Raw genomic sequence first — 21,235 nt, 5'->3', positions numbered from 1 at the left:
CAAACTAGGTGAATCGAAACGTGATCGGTACCCCGTCATGCCTGCCACTGGCGCCCCCCGGTGCCCGGTGCTGCTCCCATGGCGGGCGATGCCGGAGCCCCACCCCCGGCTTCGCCCCCTGGGCCCCTGTCTTTGCCTCGCTCAGGGCGACTGCCTGGCGTTGCGGTAGCGATCGGCCAGCACGGCGACCCGTTCGACGTAGCGCTGGGTCTCGCTGTAGGGCGGTACGCCCTGGTAGCGGTCGACCGCGCCTTCGCCGGCGTTGTAGCCGGCCGCGGCCAGCGTCAGGTTGCCGTTGAAGCGCTTGAGCAACCACGCCAGGTACTGCACGCCGCCGCGGATGTTCTGCCCGATGTCGAAGACATTGGCCACGCCGAAGCGCCGTGCCGTCGCCGGCATAAGCTGCATCAGGCCCTGCGCCCCGACCCGCGACAGCGCGCGCGGGTTGTAGGCCGATTCTGCGTGGATCACCGCCCGCACCACCGCCTCGTCGACGCCGAAGTCGCGCGCGGCCGCGGCGATCTCGCGCCGGTAGGCCTCGGTGTTGAGGCCGACGGTGCCGAAGTCCACGCCCGGCTGCAGGTCACAGGCGTAGCAGGTTTCCATGTAGGTGTAGCGCACCCGGCTGACCGGACCGATGCCGGCGCCGCGCTCCGGGCGGCGGCTGCTGTAGATGACGTCGCCACCGCTGCTGTAGCTGTAGATCTCGCCCTGGGCGACGCGCATCGGAACGGCGTTCGCCGGTTTTGCCGGTGCATGCGCCGGCGCGGCGCTGGCGACCTGGGGCTCCTGGAGTTCGCGGGCGACCGGCGGCAGCAGGTTCGTCTCGCCGACCCGTGCCGGCATCGACGGCTGGCTGACCCTGCCCAGCGGCGCAGTCTCGACGCTGCCCGGGCATGCGGCCGCGGAGGCTGCCGGGGTCGCCGACAGCGGCTCGGCGCCGCGTTCGCAGTGCTCGGGGCCAGCGGCCACGACCGGCGATAACGCCAGCAGGCACACGACCCGCAGCCACCACGAACCAGCCTTCACGGACATTCCCTCGACCCCGTTCGGCGCACCACGCGCCTGCCCTACTCCTGAGCCAACGCGAACCGGCCGCCAACCCGGCCCGCCCCTTGCTCCTCAACCGCCTGCCGCCGGCGCGGGTAGAATGACGCCCCCTCCGGAGCGGAATAACCGCCGCCCCTCCCGGAACGAGCCAGATGACCGACAAGACTGCCGCCAGCGCCCCCGCACCCGTCACCCCGGGTGCCCGCAAGCTCTACATCCAGACCCACGGTTGCCAGATGAACGAGTACGACTCGGCCAAGATGGCCGACGTGCTCGCCGCCAGCGACGGCATGGAACTGACCGACAACGTCGAGGAAGCCGACGTCATCCTGATCAACACCTGCTCGATCCGCGAGAAGGCGCAGGAAAAGGTCTTCAGCCAGCTCGGCCGCTGGAAGGCGCTGAAGAATGGCGGCCGCCCGGTGGTGATCGGCGTCGGCGGTTGCGTCGCTTCGCAGGAAGGCGAGGCGATCGTCAAACGCGCGCCGTACGTCGACCTGGTGTTCGGCCCGCAGACCCTGCACCGCCTGCCCGAACTGATCGCTGCCAAGCGCGCGACCGGCCTGCCGCAGGTCGACATCAGCTTCCCCGAGATCGAGAAGTTCGACCGACTGCCCGAGCCGCGCGCGGAAGGGCCCAGCGCGTTCGTCTCGATCATGGAAGGCTGCTCGAAGTACTGCTCGTTCTGCGTGGTGCCCTACACGCGCGGCGAGGAAATCAGCCGTCCGTTCGAGGACGTACTGGTCGAAGTCGCCGACCTGGCGTCGCAAGGCGTGCGCGAGATCAACCTGCTCGGCCAGAACGTCAACGCCTACCGCGGACCGATCGCGCCTGCCGAAGACGGCGGCGAGGCGGAGGTCGCCGACCTGGGCCTTCTGATCCGCACCATCGCCGAGATCGAAGGCATCGGCCGCATCCGCTTCACCACCTCGCATCCGCTGGAGTTCTCCGACTCGCTGATCGAGGCCTACCGCGACGTGCCCAAGCTGGCCAACTACCTGCACCTGCCGGTGCAGGCCGGCAGCGACCGCATCCTGGCGGCCATGAAGCGCGGCTACACCGCGCTCGAGTTCAAGCAGAAGATCCGCAAGCTGCGCGCCGTGCGTCCGGACATCTCGGTGTCGTCGGACTTCATCGTCGGCTTCCCGGGCGAGACCGATGCCGACTTCGAGAAGACCATGAAGCTGATCGAGGACGTCGGCTTCGACCAGTCGTTCTCCTTCATCTACTCGCGTCGCCCCGGCACTCCGGCCGCCGACCTGGAAGACAACGTCTCCAGCGAGGAAAAGCACGCGCGCCTGTCGCGCCTGCAGGCGACGATCAACGACAACGCCCGCAGGATCGGCCAGGCCATGGTCGGCAGCGTGCAGAGCGTGCTGGTCGAAGGTCCTTCGAAGAAGGATCCCAACGAGCTGACCGGCAAGACCGAGAACATGCGCTCGGTGAACTTCCCGGGACATCCGCGCCTGGTCGGCCAGTTCGTCGACGTGGTGATCACCGAGGCGCTGAGCAACTCGCTGCGCGGACGCGTGGCCATGGGCGAGCTCGAAGTCGCCAGACGTTTGAAGCCCCTCTCGCGCAAGCGCGGGAGGGGCACCCTGTCCTACTTCGCGGCGCTATACACCGCGCGACCGTCGACATAGGTCGCTTCAACGGTCAACTCACGCAAGCGAGCCGGCGGGATCGCCAGCGGGTCTTCTTTCAGCACGACGAAATCGGCGCGCTTGCCGATCTCGAGACTGCCGACTTCGGTCTCCGCGAATCCGGCGTAGGCGGCATCGAGGGTGAAGCCGCGCAGCGCTTCGAACGCGGTCAGCTTCTCCTGCGGGAACCAGCCGCCAACCGGCTGACCGTGCGAGTCAGCGCGCGTGGCCGCGGCGTACAGCCCGAAGCGCGGATCCACCGACTCCACCGGGAAGTCCGACCCCAGCGCCAGGCGCGCGCCGCTGTCGCGCAGCTGGCGCCAGGCATAGGCACCAACGATCCGCTGCGGGCCGACACGGTCCTGCGCCCACGGCATGTCGCTGGTGGCGTGGGTGGGCTGCATCGAGGCGATCACGTGCAACTGCGCCAGGCGCGGCAGGTCCTGCGGCGTCAGCACCTGCGCATGTTCGATGCGCCAGCGATGGTCGCCTGCCGAATCGGCACCGAGCGCCTTTGCATACGCTTGGAGCACCTCGTGGTTGCCGCGGTCGCCAATGGCGTGCGTCGCCACCTGCACACCGCAGCCCTTGGCCTTGATCGCCGCCGCCAGCAACGCCTCGGGCGACATCAGCATCAGGCCGCGATTGCCGTGGTCGTCGCTGTAGTCCTGCACCATTGCCGCGCCGCGACTGCCGAGCGCGCCGTCCGCATACAGCTTGACGGTGCGCATCTGCAGGCGGCCCGACGCGTGCCGGTAAAGACCATCACGGCAGATCCGAGCGAGTGCGTCACCGTCGCCGGCCGCCATCGCAGTGATGCGCAATGGCATCTGGTTGCGATCGGCCAGGTGCTGGTAACGCTGCAACTCGGCCAGGCTGACGCCGGCGTCGTGCACACCGGTCAGGCCGTGCTCGACGGCTGACTGCATGCCCAGCACCAGCGCGCGTTCGGCAGTGGCCTCGTCGAGCGGCGGTCGTGACCCGTCGACCAGGGCCATGGCGCCGTCGACGAAGATGCCGGTCGGTTTGCCGGCGGCATCGCGTTCGATGCGGCCACCGTCGGGCTGCCAGGTGCCGGCGAGGTCGCGCTTGACCGCGCGCAGCGCCGCACTGTTGGCCCAGCCGGCATGGCCGTCGATGCGTTCCAGCCAGACCGGACGATCGGGGAAGGCCACGTCGAGGTCGGCCGCGGTCGGGAAGCGCTTCTCGGGCCAGTCGTTCTGGTCCCAGCCGCGTCCGATCAGCCAGGCCTGCGCCGGCAATTTGGTGGCGAACTCGCGCAGGCGCTTGATCACCTCGTCCTTGCTGGTCGAGTCGACCAGGTCGGCGGTGAGCATGGTCATGCCCAGGCCGGAGACGTGCGCGTGCGCATCGATCAGGCCGGGAATGACCGTGGCGTCGGCCGCGTCGATCCGCTTGGCCTTGGGGTAACGCTTGAGCAGTGCGGCGGTGTCGCCCAGGGCGAGGATCCGTCCGCTGTCGTCGTACGCCAGTGCCTGCACGCGCGGCTGGGCGGTATCCATGGTGTGGATCCGGGCCGCGCTCAAAACCGTGACTTCGGCGGCAGTTGCGCTGCCTGCCAACGCCAGCAGCAAGGTCGATATGGTCAATCCAAGCTTTTGCATCACGCCCTCCCCAGGCGATCGGAGCCTGGCGACTTTGCGCAATGATGCGGCGAGGTGCAAGTCAATCCAGCCGCTTGCGGAACCGCAGGATCGCCGCCGTCATCATCACCGTGATGAAGGCCAGCAGCGCCAGCACCTCCGGCCACAGCTCGACCAGGTTGGCGCCGCGCAGCATCACGCCGCGGATCAGGCGCAGGAAGTGCGTCAGCGGCAGCACCTCGGCCAACCACTGCACGATCCTGGGCATGCCGGCGAACGGGAACATGAAGCCCGACAGCAGGATCGACGGCAGGAACACGAAGAAGGTCATCTGCATCGCCTGGAACTGCGACTGCGCCTTGGTCGAGATCAGCAGGCCGAGGGTCAGGTTGGCGATGATCAGCAGCACCGAGGCCAGGTAGACATCCAGCAGGCTGCCGCGGATCGGCACGTCGAACAGCCACACGCCAAGGATGATCACCAGCGTCGTCTGGATCAGTCCGATGCCGGCATACGGCAGCACCTTGCCGATCATCAGCTCGCTGCTGCTCAGCGGCGTGGCGATCAGGAGTTCCATGTTGCCGCGCTCACGCTCACGGACGATGGCGACGCCGGTAAACATCACCATGGTCATCGTCAGGATGATGCCGATCAGGCCCGGCACGATGTTCACCGCCGACCGCCGCTCGGGGTTGTAGAAACTGACCACCGCGATCTGCCCGGCCGCCACCTGGCCGGTGCCGGCACGCGTGGGGGCGAGGTTGTTGGTGGGCGTGTTGCTCAGCGGCAGCTGTGCCAGCTGCAACGCCGCGCTCTGCACGACGGTATCGCTGCCGTCGACGAGCACCTGTACCGCCTCGCGGCCTTCGAAGCGGCGCCGCTCGAAGTCCGGCGGGATCACCACACCGATGCTGATCTCGCCGCGGCGCAACTGCTCCATCAGTTCCTGCGGCGAGGTCGCGCTGAACTTCGGGTCGATCACCCCGGTGGCGATCATGTCCATGACCACCGCACGCGATCCGGCGGTGTTGGCCTGGTCGGCGACGCCGGTTTCCAGCCCGCGCAGGTTGAGGTTGATCGCGTAGCCGAACAGCACCAGCTGCATCACCGGGATGCCGACGATCATCGCCAGGGTGATGCGGTCGCGGCGCATCTGCCGCAACTCCTTCTGCACGATCGCGAACATGCGGCGCAGGTTCATGCGGCACGCTCCTGCGGCTTCTCGGCACGACCGCGCGTGGAGGCGACGAAGACGTCCTCCAGGTTCGGATGCGAGGCAGCCACGGTCGCCTCCAGCCCGGCATCAGTGAGTGCCTTCTGCAGTCGCGCCGCGGCGTCGCCGTTGGTTTCATTCAAGACCCGCAGCGTGTTGCCGATCTGCGCGACGCTCAGCACGCCCGGCACCTTGACCAGCATCTGCTGGGCGCGCCGCGGCTGCGCCGCCAGCACTTCCACCGTACGTCCGGCCAGGGCATGGGTGAGGTCGTCCGGCGTGCCGTCGGCCACCAGCACGCCGCGATCGAGGATGGCGATGCGATGGCAGCGCTCGGCCTCGTCCATGTAGTGGGTCGAGACCAGGATGGTGGTGCCGGCGTCGGCGAGGTCGAAGAGTTTTTCCCAGAAATCGCGGCGCGACTCCGGATCAACGGCGCTGGTCGGCTCGTCCAGGAACAGCAGCTCCGGGTTCTGGATCACCGCGCCAGCCAGCGCCAGGCGCTGTTTCTGGCCGCCGCTCATGGTGCCGGCCAGCTGCTTCTGGCGATCGGCGAAGTGGTAGTGCTCGACCAGTTCGTCGATGCGCTTTGCCGCCTGCGCGCGCGGGATGTCGTGCACGGCGGCGAGGAACTCGAAGTTCTCGCGCACCGTCAGGTCCTCGAACAACGAGAACTTCTGCGTCATGTAACCGATGCGCTTGCGCAGTTCCTCGGCCTGCTCGGGAATGCGCAGGCCCAGCACTTCGACATCGCCTTCGCTGGGTGTCAGCAAACCGCAGAGCATGCGGATGGTGGTGGTCTTGCCCGAGCCGTTGGGCCCGAGGAAGCCGTAGACATTCGCGCGCGGCACGCTCAGCTCGACATGGTCGACCGCGACCAGCGAACCGAAGCGCTTGGTCAGTCCGCGCGCGCGGATGGCCAGCTCGTCCGCGCCTGCGTTCATTTCGTACCGGCCTCGAATTCGACCCGCACCGGCAGTCCCGCCGGCAGGTCCGTGGCCTTGCCGCCGACCAGTTCGACTTCGGCCAGGTAGCTCAGCCGTGCCGCGTCGTTGCCGATCAGCGCGTAGTACGGGGTGAAGCTCGCCTCGTTGCGGATCATCCGCACTCGGCCCTCGAGCGAGCCGTCGCGGCCGTCGATGAACACCCGCGCGGACTGGCCGACGCGCACGTTGGCGCGGATCGGCTCGGGCACGTAGACACGCGCATACGGCGCGTCGCCGACGAGCATGATCGCCAGCGGCGCGCCGACCGGCGCCTGGTCGCCAAGGCGGTACGGCAGGCTGTCGACCACACCGGCGCGCGGCGCGACCAGGTCGAGTTTGTGCAGCGTCACTTCCTGCGAAGCGGCCTGCGCGGTGGCGGCGGCCAGCGCCGATTGGCCCTGCGCGATCTGCTCGATTCGGGTGCCGCGCTCGAGTTCGAGCAGCGCCGCCTGTGCCGCCCGCACCTGCGCCTGCGAATTGCCGGCAGCAGCGCGCGCACGGTCGACGTCGGAAGCGGCGACCAGCTGCTGCCGACCCAGCGGCTGCAGGCGCGCGTAGAACGCACTTGCGTCGGCGGCTTCGGCCTGCGCCGCGGCGAGGTTGGCACGGGCCTGGGCGATGTCTTCACTGCGCGGGCCGGCTTCCAGTTCCGCCAGCACGTCGCCGGCCTGGCGGGCCTGCGCCTGCAGCGCCGTCAGCTCGGCCTGCGTGCGGGTGACTTCGAGTTGCACCAGGCGCGCGCCGGCCTTGACCCGCTCTCCTTCGCGTACGTCGATGCGGACGATGCGTTCCGGCGCCGTCGCCGGCAAGGCAATGCGGTCCCATTCCAGGGTGCCCAGTGCCTGCGGCGGTTCCTTGCCGCAGCCGGCCAGCAGCACGATGCATGCAAGGCCCAGCCAGGCGCCCGACGTTGTCGTGTGTTTGTTGGAGTTCATGGCTTCGCTCGTTTGTCCAACGCGTGTCATCGCACACCAAGTCCGCGATCCAGCAGCGCCAGCGTGTGTCGGCGCAGCGCATCGAAATCCAGGTCGTCGGCCTGGAACATGCGGCGCCAGATCGGGGCGCCGGCCGCGGGAAACAGGGTCAGACCGACCAGCGACACCATCAGCAGACGGGGGTCGAGGTCTTCGTTGAGTTCGCCGCGCTGCTGCGCCTGGGCGAAGCGCGCGGCCATCATCAGCGGCATCTGGGGGCCGATCCGTTCGAACAGGACCTCGCGCAGCGCACCGCCCTCGCACAGGACCTCGCGCACCCACAGCGCCGGCAACCAGGGATGCTCGGCGACCAGCAGGCCGATGCCCTTCACGAACGCTGCCACCAGGTCTGCGATGTCGTCGCCGGCGTGCATGAGCGGTTCGCGCAGGCGCGCGAAGGCAGGCAGCACGCGCTCGGAGACCACCGCCTCCTGCAACTGCGCCTTGTCACCGAAGTAGTAGTGAAGCAGCGCCGGCGTGACCCCGGCCTCGGTGGCGATCGCACGCAACGGGGTCGCCGCGATGCCCTGGCGGGCAAAACACGCGATGGCGCCGTCGAGCAGGCGCTCGCGCAGGTCGGGGCTGTCCGGGCCGGGCCGGCCGGGGGCACGGCGGACCGCACCCTTGGCGCCCTTGGCCGCCTTGCTGGCCGTTGCGGCCCTGGTTTTGGGGGACTCTGTCATGGGCGCTATATTTAATTCAACGATTAATTAGTTTCAACCCCAAGCCGACGAACGGTCAGGGGGCAGCCACCCGACCGCCCGGAGCGGCAAGCACCGGTGCCGCGGCCTGCCCTATCGTGTCGCTGCCATTGCCTGAGATCGCCATTGCCATGCCCGACCCTGCTCCCGTTCCCGGCCTGCTCCAGCGCTGCGCACTGGGACTGTGGTTCTGCGCCATCGCCGCACTCGGGTTGCTGCGCTATGCGATGCGCTACCTCCGCGGCGGCGAGCATGCCGGCGACGTGGTGATGTGGCTGTGGCTGGTCGGCTCGCTCGTCGTCGGCGCCATTGGCGTGCGACTGGTCTATCGCGCACTGAAAACCCCGTCCCTGCCGCCGCGCGACTAGTCGCCGGACGCTTGCAAGCGGCGAGCGTTTTGCGAAATCGCCCGAGCAGGCGCAAGCTGTTTGCCCCCCGGCGCGCAAGCGAGTGCGTCCCCCGTTCGCCACGGAAGACACTTTCTCTCGATGTCCTCTCGAACCACTTCCGAATTCGCCCTCGAACCTGCCGAGGCAGAACGCCTGGCCAACCTCACCGGCCCGTTCGACGGCCACCTGCGCATGATCGAACTGCGCCTGGGCGTGGAGATCGCCAATCGCGGAAACGTCTTCCGCATCGTCGGACCGCCGCTGGCCGTCAACCAGGCCGAGCGACTGCTGCGCGACCTGTGGCGTGATGCCGCCGAGGAGACGCTGACCGAACCTGCGATCCACCTGCGCCTCACCGAAATCGATGCCGACGGCGTCGCCAACGACGACGTCGAACCGCAGGAAGTGAGCATCCGCGTCAAGCGCGGCACGATCCGCGGCCGCGGCGCCAACCAGGCCAAGTACCTGCACGCGATCGCCACGCACGACATCAACTTCGGCATCGGGCCGGCCGGTACCGGCAAGACCTTCCTTGCCGTCGCCAGCGCGGTGGAAGCACTGAACGAAGCGCGCGTGCAGCGCCTGATCCTGGTGCGCCCCGCGGTGGAGGCCGGCGAGAAGCTCGGCTTCCTGCCGGGCGACCTGACCCAGAAAGTCGACCCGTACCTGCGCCCGCTGTACGACGCGCTCTACGAGATGCTCGGCGTGGAGAAGGTGGTCAAGCTGCTGGAGAAGAACGTCATCGAGATCGCGCCGCTGGCGTACATGCGCGGACGCACGCTTAACGATGCCTATGTGATTCTCGATGAAGCGCAGAACACCTCGATCGAGCAGATGAAGATGTTCCTGACCCGAATCGGCTACGGCAGCACTGCCGTCGTCACCGGCGACCTGACCCAGATCGATTTGCCCAAGCACCAGAAGTCCGGCCTGCGTGATGCGCTGGACGTGCTGCGTGGCGTTAACGGCATCAGCTTCACCTTCTTCGAATCGCGCGACGTGGTACGCCACCCGCTGGTGGCGCGCATCGTCAACGCCTATGACGCCCGCGATGCCCGCGACAACCGGGATGGCAACGCCGACACCGGCGACGCGCGACGCGGTCCGACCACCTGAGCGCAGACCTATGACCCGGGGCCCCATCCGACTCGACGTTTCGATCACCTACGCGGTGCCGCGCACCGGCATCCCGGCAGCGGTGAGTTTCCGCAAATGGGTGGCCGCCGCCCTGGAAAGCCGAATCCGCGAAGCCGACCTGGCCATCCGCATCGTCGGCACCAAGGAAGGCCGCGCGCTCAACCGCCATTACCGCGGCAAGGACTACGCGACCAACGTCCTCAGCTTCCCGGCCGAGCTGCCCGACGGCCTGCCCAAGGGCGTGAAGCTGCCACTGCTGGGCGACCTGGTGATCTGCGCACCGGTGGTCGCGCGCGAGGCCAAGGAACAGAAGAAGCCGCTTGCCGCCCACTACGCCCACCTCACCGTCCACGGCGCCCTGCACCTGCTGGGCTGGGACCACGAGGACGAGAAGGAGGCGATCTGCATGGAGCAGCTCGAGCGCGAGATCCTGGCCGGGATGGGGATCGAGGACCCGTACCGGGACGAGTGAGCGCGCCCCAGGGTGGGAACGACACTGGATCAGCCTGTCCCAGGCCCGAAACCCACCCCAGCCGCTTCCGAGGTAGACTCCTCCCGTCGCCCTTCCCCCTGGGCGCCTTCAAGAACGCAATGTCCGAGGACGACAGTAGTAGCTTCCACGCGCAGGAAACCCACGAGCGGCGGCACCACGAGAAGCCGCGCTCCTGGCTCGAACGCATCAGTTCGGCGCTTTCCGGCGAACCCACCACCCGCGAGGACCTGGTCGAACTGCTGCGCGACGCGCAAGCCGACGGCCTGATCGCCGCCGACACCCTGCGCATGATGGAAGGCGCAATCGCGGTGTCCGACCTGACCGTGGGCGACGTGATGATCCCGCGCTCGCAGATGGTCTCGTTGCCGGCCGACGGCAAGTTCCTCGACCTGATGCGCCAGGTGGTCGAGTCCGGCCATTCCCGCTTCCCGGTCCACGGCGACGACAAGGACGAGATCCTGGGCGTGCTGCTGGCCAAGGACCTGCTGCGTGGCGTCGTCGCCGATTACGGTCCCGGCAACGTCCATGAGCTGCTGCGCCCGGCCGTGCTGATCCCCGAGTCCAAGCGCCTGAACGTGCTGCTGCGCGAGTTCCGCCAGTCGCGCAACCACATGGCGATCGTGATCGACGAGCACGGCGGTGTCGCCGGCCTGGTCACCATCGAGGACGTGCTGGAGCAGATCGTCGGCGAGATCGACGACGAGCACGACGACGCCGAGGACCCCAGCGCCCTCATCGCCGCGCAGGCCGACGGCCAGTTCGTGGTCGACGCGCTGACGCCCATCTCCGACTTCAACGAGCGCTTCAGTGCCGACTTCGACGACGACGAATACGACACCATCGGCGGCCTGGTCACGGCCGCGATCGGCCACCTGCCCGAAGCCGGCGAGGAACTGACCCTTGGCCGCTTCGTGTTCCGTGTCTCCGGCGCCGACGCGCGCCGCGTCCACGCCTTCCATGTCGGCGTCCTGTCGGATGCGTGACGGGCGGGTGTGGGGGCGGGCAAAGCGACTCAGCCTCAACCTGCTGCTGGCGTTGCTGGCCCTGTTCGCCAGCCAGGCCTTCGCCGCCACGCCCCGCATCGGCGTGGCGACGATGCAGCCGGGCGAAATCTTCTTCGAGCGTTTCGGCCACAACGCGATAGTGGTTGTCGACCCCGACACCGGCGCCGCGACGTCCTACAACTTCGGCTTCTTCGACCCGGGCGAGCCGGACTTCATCAGCCGTTTCGTCCGCGGCCACATGCGCTACCAGCTGGCGGCACTGCCGTTCGAGCAGGACCTGCTGCAGTACCGCGCCGAAGGCCGTGGCGTCGACGTGCAGTGGCTCGACCTGAGCGACGCGCAGGCGAACGAACTGGCCGCGGCCCTGGCAGAGAACGCCAAGCCCGAGAACGCGCACTACGCCTATCAGTACTTTGACGACAACTGCTCAACGCGTGTGCGCGATTCGCTCGACCGCGTGCTCGACGGCGGCCTGCGCCGCCAGATCGAAGGCCGCTCGCATGGCAGCACCTACCGCAGCGAGGCCGTGCGCCTGGCCTCGCCGGCGTGGTGGATGTGGCTCGGCTTCGACGTCGGCCTGGGCCCGTCCTCGGACAAGCCGCTGCCGGTGTGGAACGAGTCGTACGTGCCGATGCGCCTGGCCGCGGCCCTGCGCGAAGTGAAGAACAGCGAAGGACGGCCGCTGGTGAAATCCGAGCAGCCGATCCTTCCGCACCGCCTGCCGCCGGAGCCGCAGGAGCCACCGCCGCGCTGGTGGCCGTGGTGCCCGCTCGGCCTCGCCCTCGGTATCGCCGCGGCGTGGGCCGGTCGCCGGCAGCCGCGGGTACTGGCTGCGGTCGCCTTGCCGCTCTGGACGCTGTCGGGCGTGCTCGGCGCGCTGATGCTGTTCATCTGGCTCGGCACGCAGCACCGCTACGGCTGGGCCAACAACAACCTGCTGCTGCTGAGCCCGCTGGCCTGGCTGTTGCTGCCGGGCGGATGGCGGGTGCTGCGCGGTCGCGATCCGGGGCCGTGGTTCCGGCGCTGGCTGGCCGTGTTTGCCGTCGCCGCGGTGGCGGCGCTGTTCCTGTATTGGCTGCCGGTGTACCCGCAACGCAACGCGCACTGGGTCGCGCTGTTGCTGCCGATCCAGCTGGGGCTGTGGCTGGCCTTCAGGCGCCCCCGGTAAGAGGACGCCGGTGAGAGCAGGCCGGGTTGCCGTGCCGGCCTGAGGCGGGCACGATCGCGCCATGAAAGATCCCACCCTCCCCCAGTGCGTGGTCAACTGCGCCGCCTACACCCGCGACGGCAAGCGCCGCGACATCACCCTGGACCAGATCAGCGACGTGCTCGCCGTCGATGACGGCACGTTCGTCTGGGTCGGCCTGTACGAGCCGGGCGACGACATCCTCGAGAAGCTGCAGGAGGAATTCTGCCTCCACGACCTGGCCATCGAGGACGCGCGCAACGCTCACCAGCGCCCGAAGATCGAGACCTACGGCAACTCGCTGTTCATCGTCGTACACACCGCGCAGAGTGTTGACAGCCATATCCGCTTCGGCGAAAGCCACATGTTCGTCGGTGAGCGCTACCTCGTCACCGTGCGCCATGGCGCGTCGACCAGCTACGCACCCGCGCGCGCCCGCTTCGAGCGCGACCCCGAGGACATGGCCCACGGCCCCGCCGCGGCGCTGTACGTGGTGCTGGACCAGATCGTCGACAACTTCCTGCCGATCGTCCAGGAGTTCAGCCAGGACCTCAACGAGCTCGAGCAGGACATCTTCGCCGACGAGTTCCGCAAGGACACCGTCAAGAAGCTCTACGAACTCAAGCGCGAACTGACCCGCATGCGGATGGCGGTGGCGCCGCTGCAGGACATCCTCGGCCAGCTCGCGCGCGCACGTGGCGCGATGGTCGACGAAGAGAGCGCGCTGTACTTCCGCGACGTGCTCGACCATGTCGTGCGCATCAACGAGTCCACCGACACCCTGCGCGAAATGCTCACCGCGGCGATGAGCGTGAACCTGTCCCTGGTCACCATCTACCAGGGCGAAGTGGTCAAGCGCCTGGCCGGCTGGGCCGCGCTGCTGGCCGCGCCCACGCTGATCGCCAGCTGGTACGGCATGAACTTCGAGGCCATGCCCGAACTGCACGGCCGCTACAGCTACGCGATCCTGATCGGCGTCACGGTTCTGGTGTGCCTGGTGCTCTTCGGCTTCCTGCGCCGGGCCAAGTGGCTGTAAACGCAGGGAATTGCCTCCTGCTTAGACCAAAGTCTCAGGTTTCATTGCGCACTGCGCATTGACCCGGTGCCATCGCCGGCGCGACCCTTCGGTGATCCTTACGGAGGCGTGTCATGAAAGCATTGTCCTGGCTTGGCTGGGTCGCGCTCGCGGTCCTTGCCGTGTTCTGCATCGGCACGATCGCCCTGCACCGTGGCGAGACCATCAGCGCGATGTGGCTGGTGGTGGCCTCGGTGTCGGTGTTCACCATCGCGTACCGCTTCTACGGTCTGTACATCGCGCGCAATGCGCTGATGGTCGACCCCACCCGCGCGACGCCGGCATGGCGTCGCAACGACGGCCTCGACTACGTCCCCACCCCGCGCAGCGTGCTGTTCGGCCACCACTTCGCCGCGATCGCCGGCGCCGGCCCGCTGGTGGGCCCGGTGCTGGCCGCGCAGATGGGCTACCTGCCCGGCACGATGTGGATCCTGTTCGGCGTGGTCCTGGCCGGTGCGGTCCAGGACATGCTGGTGCTGTTCTTCTCCACGCGCCGTGACGGCCGCTCGCTGGGCGAGATGATCCGCGCCGAGATGGGGCCGGCCGCCGGCGTGATCTCGATGATCGGCATCCTGATGATCATGGTGATCCTGCTGGCGGTGCTGGCACTGGTCGTGGTCAAGGCGCTCGCCGACAGCCCGTGGGGCACCTTCACCGTGGCGATGACCATCCCCATCGCGATCCTGATGGGCCTGTACCTGCGCTACTTCCGACCGGGCCGGATCATGGAGGTTTCGGTCATTGGCTTCGTCCTGCTGATCCTGGCGATCTGGAGCGGCGGCAAGGTTGCGGCCAACCCGGACTGGGCGCCGATGTTCCACCTCACCGGAACCACCCTGGCGTGGCTGATGATCGGCTACGGCTTCATCGCCGCGGTGTTGCCGGTGTGGCTGCTGCTGGCCCCGCGCGACTACCTGTCGACCTTCCTCAAGATCGGCACGGTGCTGGTGCTGGCATTGGCCATCCTGATCGCCATGCCCGACCTGCAGATGCCGGCGATGACCAAGTTCGTCGACGGCACCGGCCCGGTGTTCAGCGGCAAGCTCTTCCCGTTCCTGTTCATCACCATCGCCTGCGGCGCAGTCTCCGGCTTCCACTCGCTGATCAGCTCCGGCACCACGCCGAAGATGATCTCGAACGAATCGCAGATCCCGCTGATTGGCTATGGCGGCATGCTGATGGAAGCGTTCGTCGCGATCATGGCGCTGATCGCCGCCTGCGTGCTGCAGCCGGGCGTCTACTTCGCGATGAACGCACCGGCCGCGCTGATCGGCACCACCGCCGAGTCCGCGGCCGCGGCGATCTCCAGCTGGGGCTTCGTGCTCACGCCTGAAATCCTCACCGCTACCGCCAAGGAAATCGGCGAGACCACCATCCTCTCGCGCACCGGCGGCGCGCCGACGCTCGCGGTTGGCATGGCGCAGATCCTGCACGGCCTGGTCGGCGGCGAAGGCATGATGGCGTTCTGGTACCACTACGCGATCCTGTTCGAAGCCCTCTTCATCCTGACCACGGTCGATGCGGGCACGCGCGTGGCGCGCTTCATGATCCAGGAGCTGATCGGTCTGGCCTACGCGCCGTTCAAGCAGACCGAAAGCTGGGCGGCGAACGTGGCCTGCACGGCATTGGCGGTCGCGCTGTGGGGCTACTTCCTCTACCAGGGCGTGGTCGATCCGCTGGGCGGCATCAACACGCTGTGGCCACTGTTCGGCATCGCCAACCAGATGCTCGCCGGCCTGGCGCTGGTGTTCTGCAGCGTGGTGATGGTGAAGATGAAGCGCGAGAAGTTCCTGTGGATCCCGCTGATTCCGACCGCGTGGCTGCTGATCTGCACGCTGACCGCCGGCTGGCAGAAGCTCTTCCACCCGGATCCGAAGATCGGCTTCATTGCCAACGCCCGCAAGTTCGCCGACGCCGCCGCGCGCGGCGAGGTGCTGGCACCGGCGAAGTCGATGGACGACATGTCGCGGGTGATCTTCAACAACTACCTCGACGCCGGCCTGTGCGCACTGTTCGTGTTCGTGGTGCTGGCCACGGTCTACTTCGGCTTCAAGGCAGCATTGGCGGCGCGCCGCAACAACACCCCGACGGCCAAGGAGAGTGAGTATGTCGCGTTCGATGCGGTCGCTCGCTGAGGCCGGCATGCTGGGCCTGGAGCTGTTCGCACGCTGGTGGCGTGCGGCAGCCCAGACCGCGCGCCTGGCCATCGGCATTCCCGACTACGACAACTATGTCGAGCACATCCAGCGCAACCACCCGGACCGGCTGCCAATGAGCCGCGACGAGTTCTTCCACGAGCGGATGATGGCGCGCTACGGCAAGGGTAGTTCGCGCTGCTGCTGAGGCGTGCAAAGCCCCTCTTCCGCAAGCGGAAGAGGGGTTGGTGCGAAGACCTGCGGGATCAGCCTGCCGCTGCCGCCTGCGCCCGCACCACGTAATCCTGGTACGCCGGGATCGCGATCGCCGCAAGGATGGCCAGCCCCATCACGCCCACGATGACCACCAGCGACCAGATCGACCACTTGCGCTGAACGCGCTGGAAGTGCTCGACGCTGTCCCAGCGCTTGTTGCGCCAGGCCCACTCGCGGCCCTTGATGCCCAGGACGATCGACATCGCGAAGCCGACATAGGGAATGAAGCAAAGCAGGCCGATCCAGGTGCGGTTGCTCACCGCCCAGATCCAGTTGAGCAGGAACGCACCCCAGCTCCAGCCCGCCACGCCCGGCGGAATCGTCGCGTCCTTGCCCATGCCGGACGTGTTGCCGGCCATCGACGACAGCTCGGCCAGCGTCGCCGCCGGCGCCTGATACGGATTCTGCATTTGGTTTCCCCCTGGTTTGACGGATGGTGCCGACCTCGCGGCCGGCGTAATGGATGGCGCCGGTTGAGCCAGCGCCGCGGTGCCCTCCCCAGGACACCGCTCGCAGGATAGGCGCGGCCGACGGCCCGCCGCCAGAGGGCGCCGTGACCGCCGCGGTTCGTCAGTTACACCATTGCCGCTCGCAGGGCTGGCCGTCGCCGTTCCCGTCCATCTGCGTGTTCGGGCAGTGCTGCAGGAAGTACGTCGCTTCCGCGCACGAAGTCATCTGCGAGCACATGGTGCGACCGTCGCACTTGAACTGCGCGACTGCCGGCGACGCGGCGACGCGAGCGGCAGGCTTGGCGACGACGCTTTCGACGGGCGACGAGCTGATGAACTCACGATAGCCGTACATCGCAATGGCGGCGATGGCGGCGGCCGTGAGCACACCCGTCAGGCTGATCCTGCGAAGTCGTGCAGGCGCGGGGCGATGACGCGGCGCGCGCCTGGTGGCGCTACCGGGCCGCATGACCCGGATGGCGCGCACCTTGCCGTCAGGGCCGGCATGCGTCTCGAAGGAAATCAGCTCGCCCACCGTGGGACGCGGGCCGCCCGACGGAAACGAAGAGACATGGACGAAGATCTCGCCGGTTCCCTGCGCCGGCGATATGAAGCCGAAGCCGCGGTCGTCATTCCACTTCGAAAGTGTGCCGTGCGTTCGCGCGCCCATGCAGTCGTCCGTCAGTCCTGCTGGAATTCGGGCAGGAACGAGACGTCCATGTAGTAGCGGTCGCGACGCTGCGGATCGACGTGGACCATGACGTGCTCGTGCTTGATGAACACCGCCGGATCCTGCCAGAGGGTCCAGCTCCGGAACACCCGGACTTCTCCCGTGGCCGGATCCACGCACTGCGCTTCGATGCGGTAGGGCGAGCCACCATTGAGCTGGAACATCCCGCCGGCAACGACGCCGGTGATCCTGGCCTCCACCGCCCTGCCGTGCTGCAGCAGGTGGCTGGCGATGCTGCGCTGTCGCCATCGCCAGCACATGATCGAAAGACCGGCGCAGGCGACCGCGACGCCTATCAGTGATTCCAGTGGCTTCGCCGAGAACAGCAGGGTCGCGGCGAGGCCGCTGCCGAAGAACAGCAGCGCGGTCGATGCGAATGTCGAAGTGGGATAGCCAGAGACGCGACTCATGGCCGCGCCGCCCGAAGGACGCCGAAGACGTTCCGATTCAAGGAGCCCCCTTTTAGCCCCAATCCCCCGGGGAAGACGCTATCACCTGATCTGGCGATCGACAACCGGACGGCAGTGGGGAACTTCCAGACGCCAGTCTCAGGGCGCCAGCACACTCCCGCACAGCTCGACGAACGCATTGCCCTTGAAGCGCACACCCAGCGTGTGCTCCTCGTCCCACGCGGTGGTGTAGCCGAGTTCGGTAGTGAGATGGCCGCTCAGCGGAAGCACGGCAATGTACTGCAGCGACACGTGCCGCCAGACGTCAGCCGGCACAGCGATGACCGGAAATCCGTCACACGCCTCCTCTTCTCCCACCGCCACCGATTCGGCATAGGGTTGGTAGTGGTCGAACATCGCGTTCTCGATCGTGCCGCGCCAACCGGCAAGCCTGACCTGCACCTCGTTTGCGACGGCAAGCGCCATGGCGTCGGGCTCGGCGCGGGTTCCGGCCAGGACCAGCGGCGCCGGACCGGATTCGAGCTGGATGCTGCCGCGCCAGAAGCCGCGCCAGCGAACCAGCTCACCCATCATCGGATCGGAAAATGGAGCTGACTGGAACAGTCCGAACATGCAATCCCCGATTGACGCTTTCGCGCGGCGTTACCCCTCGCGGATCCTGACCGCCCGCGATCAAAGACTCAAGCCCCCGGCCACCCATGTGCGTTTCGGCAACACTCTGGTTCAACGAACTGGGTCTGAGGTCACTGCTGCGCCTCATGCATCGAAAATCACCAGGGTGCCCGTGCTTCCCGGCGCCACGGCATGTGCGACGCCGACAGGAACCACGTACAGCTCGCCGGCCCGCACCGTGACGGCATCGGAGCCCACCGTGAGGTTGAGCTGGCCGTCGACAACCAGCAAACCCTCCGGATAGTCATGCGATTCGTCAGGGTACGGTGCGCCGTCCATGCGCATTACCTTGATGTTTGCTCCCGCGACGCGGGCCAGGACGATGGACTTCCAGGTGTCCAGCTCTGCAACTGCGGATTCGAGGTTGATCAGATTCATTGGAGTCTTCGGGTTCGAACGAACTTTCAGGCCACGGCCGCGCCGTGCGGCTGCGTTGATCCGGAACGCCACCCCAGGATCCTGGCGGGCAGGAAAAGGATAGCCGCCAGCAGTGCGCACAGCGCAGAGAACGTGATGCCGACGAGACGAAACGGAAGCGAAACCAGCCAGGCAATCGGCCAGAGCACCAACGCCAGCAGGGCCACTGGCCAGCAAAGAACGAACAGGATGCACCATGCGACAACGGCAATGAGCGCCTTCATACCCCAGTCTCCCTGTGACTGACAGAAGGGGGAACGTTGCCGGCCGCAAGGACCATCAGCAACCCGCATGCGACGTACCGGCCAGAATCCCCGACGAGGCACTCAATACGGCGACGGAACCTGGTTACCCATCGCCATTCTCAGGCCGCTGGCGCACAGCCACCTGGTTTGAAAACGCGCACTGTCGATGCCGGGTTCCTTTCCAGCGCGCCACCGACGCGAGTGGGACGTCTGGAGAACGCCCCACCGCAGTTGGGACAGCGACCACCGAGCTTTGACTCAACGCAAGACGTGCAGAACGTGCACTCAAACGAACAGATCCAGGCGTCTTGCGAATCCGGCGCCAGATCAACATTGCAGCACTCACAACCTGGACGCATCTGAAGCATGTCGGCCTCCTGTCATCGGGCGCCATTATTGCGCAGCCTGGACGTCTGATGTGTGCCGAGCCGAAAAATGGCGCCGACTAAAATTAAACATCAGCGCGAGAAGCGGCGAAGTCCACCAACCAGGAAAACAACAAGGGCCACGATCTCAAAGCACACATAGGAGCGGTGCCGGCTCGAAAGAGTCGCTATGCGTCAAGCTCGCCAGCAACATACTCGGCAAGCTCCCGAGTGTTCTTGACGAACTCCGCCTCCAGATCAATTCCGCACTTGTTCGCAATCACGATGATCGACCATAAACAATCCGACAACTCGTGACCAAGTTTCGCCTTGCAGTCGTCAATGGTTCGGACGCCAGCATGTGCCTGGATCAGTTTTGCCAGATCGCCCACGTCCCCCATGAAACCAAGCGCGAGCTCCTCCGTGGTCCAGATGCGCCCATACCTCTTGATCTCAAGTTGCTCGTAGAGGTCGTTCAGCTGCAATGCTGACTTTTCGAGATCACTGAGTTTCATGCCGTGCCACCTTGCTCCCCAACTGAACCGCGCCGCGAAGCGGCGTCGACTTGAAATGGCTTGTCAGGCCTCTCCGCGCGGAAGGCCAGCGACGATAAGTTTAAGCCGAACCATGGCCTCCTCAGGACCAAAACGACCGGACCTGCCGTAGCTACCCGTTTCAGCGTGCGTGTCAGAGCAAACATGGGCCAGGACGGTCTCCGCTAGTTCCCGGTGTGGGACTATGCGACTCGCGAGCTTGTGCAGGACAGCTAGACCGGCATCGTCAGACTCGTGGCCGTCCAGCGCATACGTCCAATAGAAGTTGTCGTATGCGTCGCAGAAGTCCCAGAACGGCAAGCGCCCGGCAGCACACTGCCGCACCAGCTCATCGTGGTGATCCAAGGCAGCGACTAGCTCTGGCAGGTGCGCATCCACAAACTTGAGAGAGACCTATCGACTAACCAGGGCAAGCCACCAAGTGGCTCCGGATTGAATGAATTGGCAGGTGCCGGCCGTTGAGCTTTGACCGACACGCTCTGCGAGTTTGGCATATCCATCGCCACACCCTATCCAAGGCACCTGACGCCTGAAGTGAGCCGCACCATGGAGCGATGTCGGCTTGAGTGGATCGCTAGGTGTCATGGGGCGCCGCGCGGACCGCGTGCCAGTACCTAAGGCCCGCCGCGAGTGACAGCGCCACCCACGCGACGACCGGTACTGCAGCGAGTGCCCAGAAATTCTGTCAAGCACCCAAGCCGGAAGTGGTGATGGCATCTGGGCCCATACCATCACGGAAGAACCACGCCAGCCAAAGCAAGTTGGCCAGCGTCGCCAGCGACACCGACAAGAAGGTGCCGAACGAACGCCTGGAGCCAGAGACACCAGACGCATAGCGATTGGTGTTCGGCTTGAATGAATTGTCAGGCACGGCGTGAACCGGACCGGAGCCCCAGAACAAACGCCGCCACCCCTCCTGCGAAGAGTAGCAGGAGGCCCAGGCACGCCGCCCCGAATACGGTGTACTGCATGATCCCGGCCGGAGCCTCGTAAGCGTCACGCAGCGTGGATGAATTGTTAGACGCCTTGCCTCGAAGCAGTGAAGCGCCGTACTGCCGAAACCAACGCACGAAACATCTCAACAACAAGCACGATAATCAGAGCATAGGCCCAGCCGAAGACCAAGGTCATGGCCAAGGGGCCGGAATCATGAGCCGCCACCCAATCCGATTCTGCGCGTGTCTGGGCCGAAGCAGCCAAGATCTCCCACAGCATCGCTGTGCAAAATATCACCACGGGCCAACCCAGCAGCGCAGCCAATGGAACTCGAAAGAACCATCTCAGCCTCCCAAGACGCCAGGCTATGGCCGCAATTACAACAACCTCAAGGATTGCGATCGCGTTCGCTAACGGTGGATTCTGCATTGTGCCTATCGCCTGAATTCAGCCGAGCCACGAAGCGGCTTCGGCTTCGATGAACTGTCTGACCCTTGAGCCTGCGGACGTGCAGCCACAAAGTCAGGATGGCCAAGGCCACACCCAATGCGGCAGTGCCATACGAGGCCAGGAGTAGTTTCGTGGCGATCT

The 21,235-nt window shown here is 66.6% G+C and carries 23 protein-coding genes and 1 pseudogene; 9 read left to right on the top strand and 15 right to left on the bottom strand.

The annotated features are described in order from the left end of the window. Positions 1–141 precede the first annotated feature (141 nt). Positions 142–1,035: a lytic transglycosylase domain-containing protein gene (locus tag AC3A3Q_RS11830; RefSeq protein ID WP_487586446.1), complete on the bottom strand. Its 894-nt coding sequence runs from the start codon at positions 1,033–1,035 to the stop codon at positions 142–144. A 167-nt stretch (positions 1,036–1,202) separates the two neighbouring features. On the opposite strand from AC3A3Q_RS11830, the pseudogene miaB reads away from it, so the two are divergent. Then, positions 1,203–2,594: pseudogene (gene miaB / locus AC3A3Q_RS11825) on the top strand (tRNA (N6-isopentenyl adenosine(37)-C2)-methylthiotransferase MiaB); the annotation flags it as partial. Between the two features lie 59 nt (positions 2,595–2,653). Here the strand turns inward: miaB and AC3A3Q_RS11820 are convergent. The 5 genes from AC3A3Q_RS11820 to AC3A3Q_RS11800 all read right to left on the bottom strand — a co-directional run bounded on the left by AC3A3Q_RS11820 (position 2,654) and on the right by AC3A3Q_RS11800 (position 8,153). Further along, entirely contained in the window at positions 2,654–4,216 is a 1,563-nt protein-coding gene (locus tag AC3A3Q_RS11820) for an amidohydrolase (protein ID WP_487586445.1), read from the bottom strand. Positions 4,217–4,379: 163 nt separating this feature from the next. Further along, a complete protein-coding gene (locus tag AC3A3Q_RS11815) occupies positions 4,380–5,498 on the bottom strand; it encodes an ABC transporter permease (RefSeq protein WP_487586444.1) in 1,119 nt (372 codons plus the stop codon). Beyond that, the gene (locus AC3A3Q_RS11810) at positions 5,495–6,454 is read right to left on the bottom strand and encodes an ABC transporter ATP-binding protein (protein ID WP_487586443.1); all 960 of its coding nucleotides are present in this window, start codon (positions 6,452–6,454) and stop codon (positions 5,495–5,497) included. Before AC3A3Q_RS11810 ends, AC3A3Q_RS11815 begins: the two co-directional genes overlap by 4 nt. Beyond that, positions 6,451–7,431 carry an HlyD family secretion protein gene (locus tag AC3A3Q_RS11805; protein ID WP_487586442.1) on the bottom strand — a complete coding sequence of 327 codons (981 nt, stop codon included), beginning with the start codon at positions 7,429–7,431 and terminating at the stop codon, positions 6,451–6,453. Before AC3A3Q_RS11805 ends, AC3A3Q_RS11810 begins: the two co-directional genes overlap by 4 nt. A 26-nt stretch (positions 7,432–7,457) precedes the next feature. Next, positions 7,458–8,153, bottom strand: a complete 696-nt coding sequence (locus tag AC3A3Q_RS11800; protein WP_487586441.1) for a TetR/AcrR family transcriptional regulator — start codon at positions 8,151–8,153, stop codon at positions 7,458–7,460. A gap of 149 nt (positions 8,154–8,302) precedes the next feature. Here AC3A3Q_RS11800 and AC3A3Q_RS11795 point away from each other — a divergent pair, with 149 nt between their 5' ends. From AC3A3Q_RS11795 to AC3A3Q_RS11760, 8 genes are all read left to right on the top strand, one after another. Next, positions 8,303–8,539, top strand: coding sequence for a hypothetical protein (locus AC3A3Q_RS11795; RefSeq protein ID WP_487586440.1), 237 nt, complete (start codon positions 8,303–8,305; stop codon positions 8,537–8,539). Between the two features lie 120 nt (positions 8,540–8,659). Next, positions 8,660–9,676, top strand: a complete 1,017-nt coding sequence (locus AC3A3Q_RS11790; protein ID WP_487586439.1) for a PhoH family protein — start codon at positions 8,660–8,662, stop codon at positions 9,674–9,676. A gap of 10 nt (positions 9,677–9,686) precedes the next feature. Beyond that, entirely contained in the window at positions 9,687–10,169 is a 483-nt protein-coding gene (gene ybeY / locus AC3A3Q_RS11785; protein ID WP_200604379.1) for an rRNA maturation RNase YbeY, read from the top strand. 119 nt (positions 10,170–10,288) lie between these two features. Beyond that, positions 10,289–11,173, top strand: a complete 885-nt coding sequence (locus AC3A3Q_RS11780) for a CorC family transporter (protein WP_487586438.1) — start codon at positions 10,289–10,291, stop codon at positions 11,171–11,173. Next, a complete protein-coding gene (locus tag AC3A3Q_RS11775) occupies positions 11,148–12,362 on the top strand; it encodes a lipoprotein N-acyltransferase Lnb domain-containing protein (protein WP_487586437.1) in 1,215 nt (404 codons plus the stop codon). Before AC3A3Q_RS11780 ends, AC3A3Q_RS11775 begins: the two co-directional genes overlap by 26 nt. Positions 12,363–12,423: 61 nt before the next feature. Beyond that, positions 12,424–13,416: a magnesium/cobalt transporter CorA gene (gene corA / locus AC3A3Q_RS11770; protein ID WP_487586436.1), complete on the top strand. Its 993-nt coding sequence runs from the start codon at positions 12,424–12,426 to the stop codon at positions 13,414–13,416. A 113-nt stretch (positions 13,417–13,529) separates the two neighbouring features. Then, positions 13,530–15,590, top strand: a complete 2,061-nt coding sequence (locus AC3A3Q_RS11765; protein WP_487586435.1) for a carbon starvation CstA family protein — start codon at positions 13,530–13,532, stop codon at positions 15,588–15,590. Between the two features lie 7 nt (positions 15,591–15,597). Beyond that, positions 15,598–15,798, top strand: a complete 201-nt coding sequence (locus AC3A3Q_RS11760) for a YbdD/YjiX family protein (RefSeq protein ID WP_487586571.1) — start codon at positions 15,598–15,600, stop codon at positions 15,796–15,798. A gap of 58 nt (positions 15,799–15,856) precedes the next feature. Here AC3A3Q_RS11760 and AC3A3Q_RS11755 read toward each other — a convergent pair whose 3' ends face one another. The 9 genes from AC3A3Q_RS11755 to AC3A3Q_RS11715 all read right to left on the bottom strand — a co-directional run bounded on the left by AC3A3Q_RS11755 (position 15,857) and on the right by AC3A3Q_RS11715 (position 20,579). Further along, positions 15,857–16,276, bottom strand: coding sequence for a hypothetical protein (locus AC3A3Q_RS11755; protein ID WP_487586434.1), 420 nt, complete (start codon positions 16,274–16,276; stop codon positions 15,857–15,859). A 160-nt stretch (positions 16,277–16,436) separates the two neighbouring features. Beyond that, the gene (locus AC3A3Q_RS11750; protein ID WP_487586433.1) at positions 16,437–16,985 is read right to left on the bottom strand and encodes a cold shock domain-containing protein; all 549 of its coding nucleotides are present in this window, start codon (positions 16,983–16,985) and stop codon (positions 16,437–16,439) included. Between the two features lie 11 nt (positions 16,986–16,996). Beyond that, a complete protein-coding gene (locus AC3A3Q_RS11745; RefSeq protein ID WP_487586432.1) occupies positions 16,997–17,455 on the bottom strand; it encodes a hypothetical protein in 459 nt (152 codons plus the stop codon). A gap of 138 nt (positions 17,456–17,593) precedes the next feature. Beyond that, the gene (locus tag AC3A3Q_RS11740) at positions 17,594–18,067 is read right to left on the bottom strand and encodes a DUF6985 domain-containing protein (protein WP_487586431.1); all 474 of its coding nucleotides are present in this window, start codon (positions 18,065–18,067) and stop codon (positions 17,594–17,596) included. A gap of 144 nt (positions 18,068–18,211) precedes the next feature. Further along, positions 18,212–18,505: a cupin domain-containing protein gene (locus tag AC3A3Q_RS11735; protein WP_487586430.1), complete on the bottom strand. Its 294-nt coding sequence runs from the start codon at positions 18,503–18,505 to the stop codon at positions 18,212–18,214. A 26-nt stretch (positions 18,506–18,531) separates the two neighbouring features. Further along, complete coding sequence (locus AC3A3Q_RS11730) at positions 18,532–18,768, bottom strand: hypothetical protein (RefSeq protein WP_487586429.1); 237 nt, start codon at positions 18,766–18,768, stop codon at positions 18,532–18,534. 140 nt (positions 18,769–18,908) lie between these two features. Beyond that, positions 18,909–19,148 carry a DUF1272 domain-containing protein gene (locus tag AC3A3Q_RS11725; protein WP_487586570.1) on the bottom strand — a complete coding sequence of 80 codons (240 nt, stop codon included), beginning with the start codon at positions 19,146–19,148 and terminating at the stop codon, positions 18,909–18,911. A gap of 194 nt (positions 19,149–19,342) precedes the next feature. Continuing rightward, on the bottom strand, positions 19,343–19,669 hold the full coding sequence (locus AC3A3Q_RS11720) for a nucleoside triphosphate pyrophosphohydrolase family protein (protein WP_487586428.1): 327 nt from the start codon (positions 19,667–19,669) through the stop codon (positions 19,343–19,345). A 724-nt stretch (positions 19,670–20,393) separates the two neighbouring features. After that, the gene (locus tag AC3A3Q_RS11715) at positions 20,394–20,579 is read right to left on the bottom strand and encodes a hypothetical protein (RefSeq protein ID WP_487586427.1); all 186 of its coding nucleotides are present in this window, start codon (positions 20,577–20,579) and stop codon (positions 20,394–20,396) included. Positions 20,580–21,235: the final 656 nt, after the last annotated feature.

Source organism: Lysobacter sp. Soil_C_59 (genome assembly GCF_057656415.1).
This window is presented reverse-complemented; position numbering and strand designations above follow the sequence as displayed.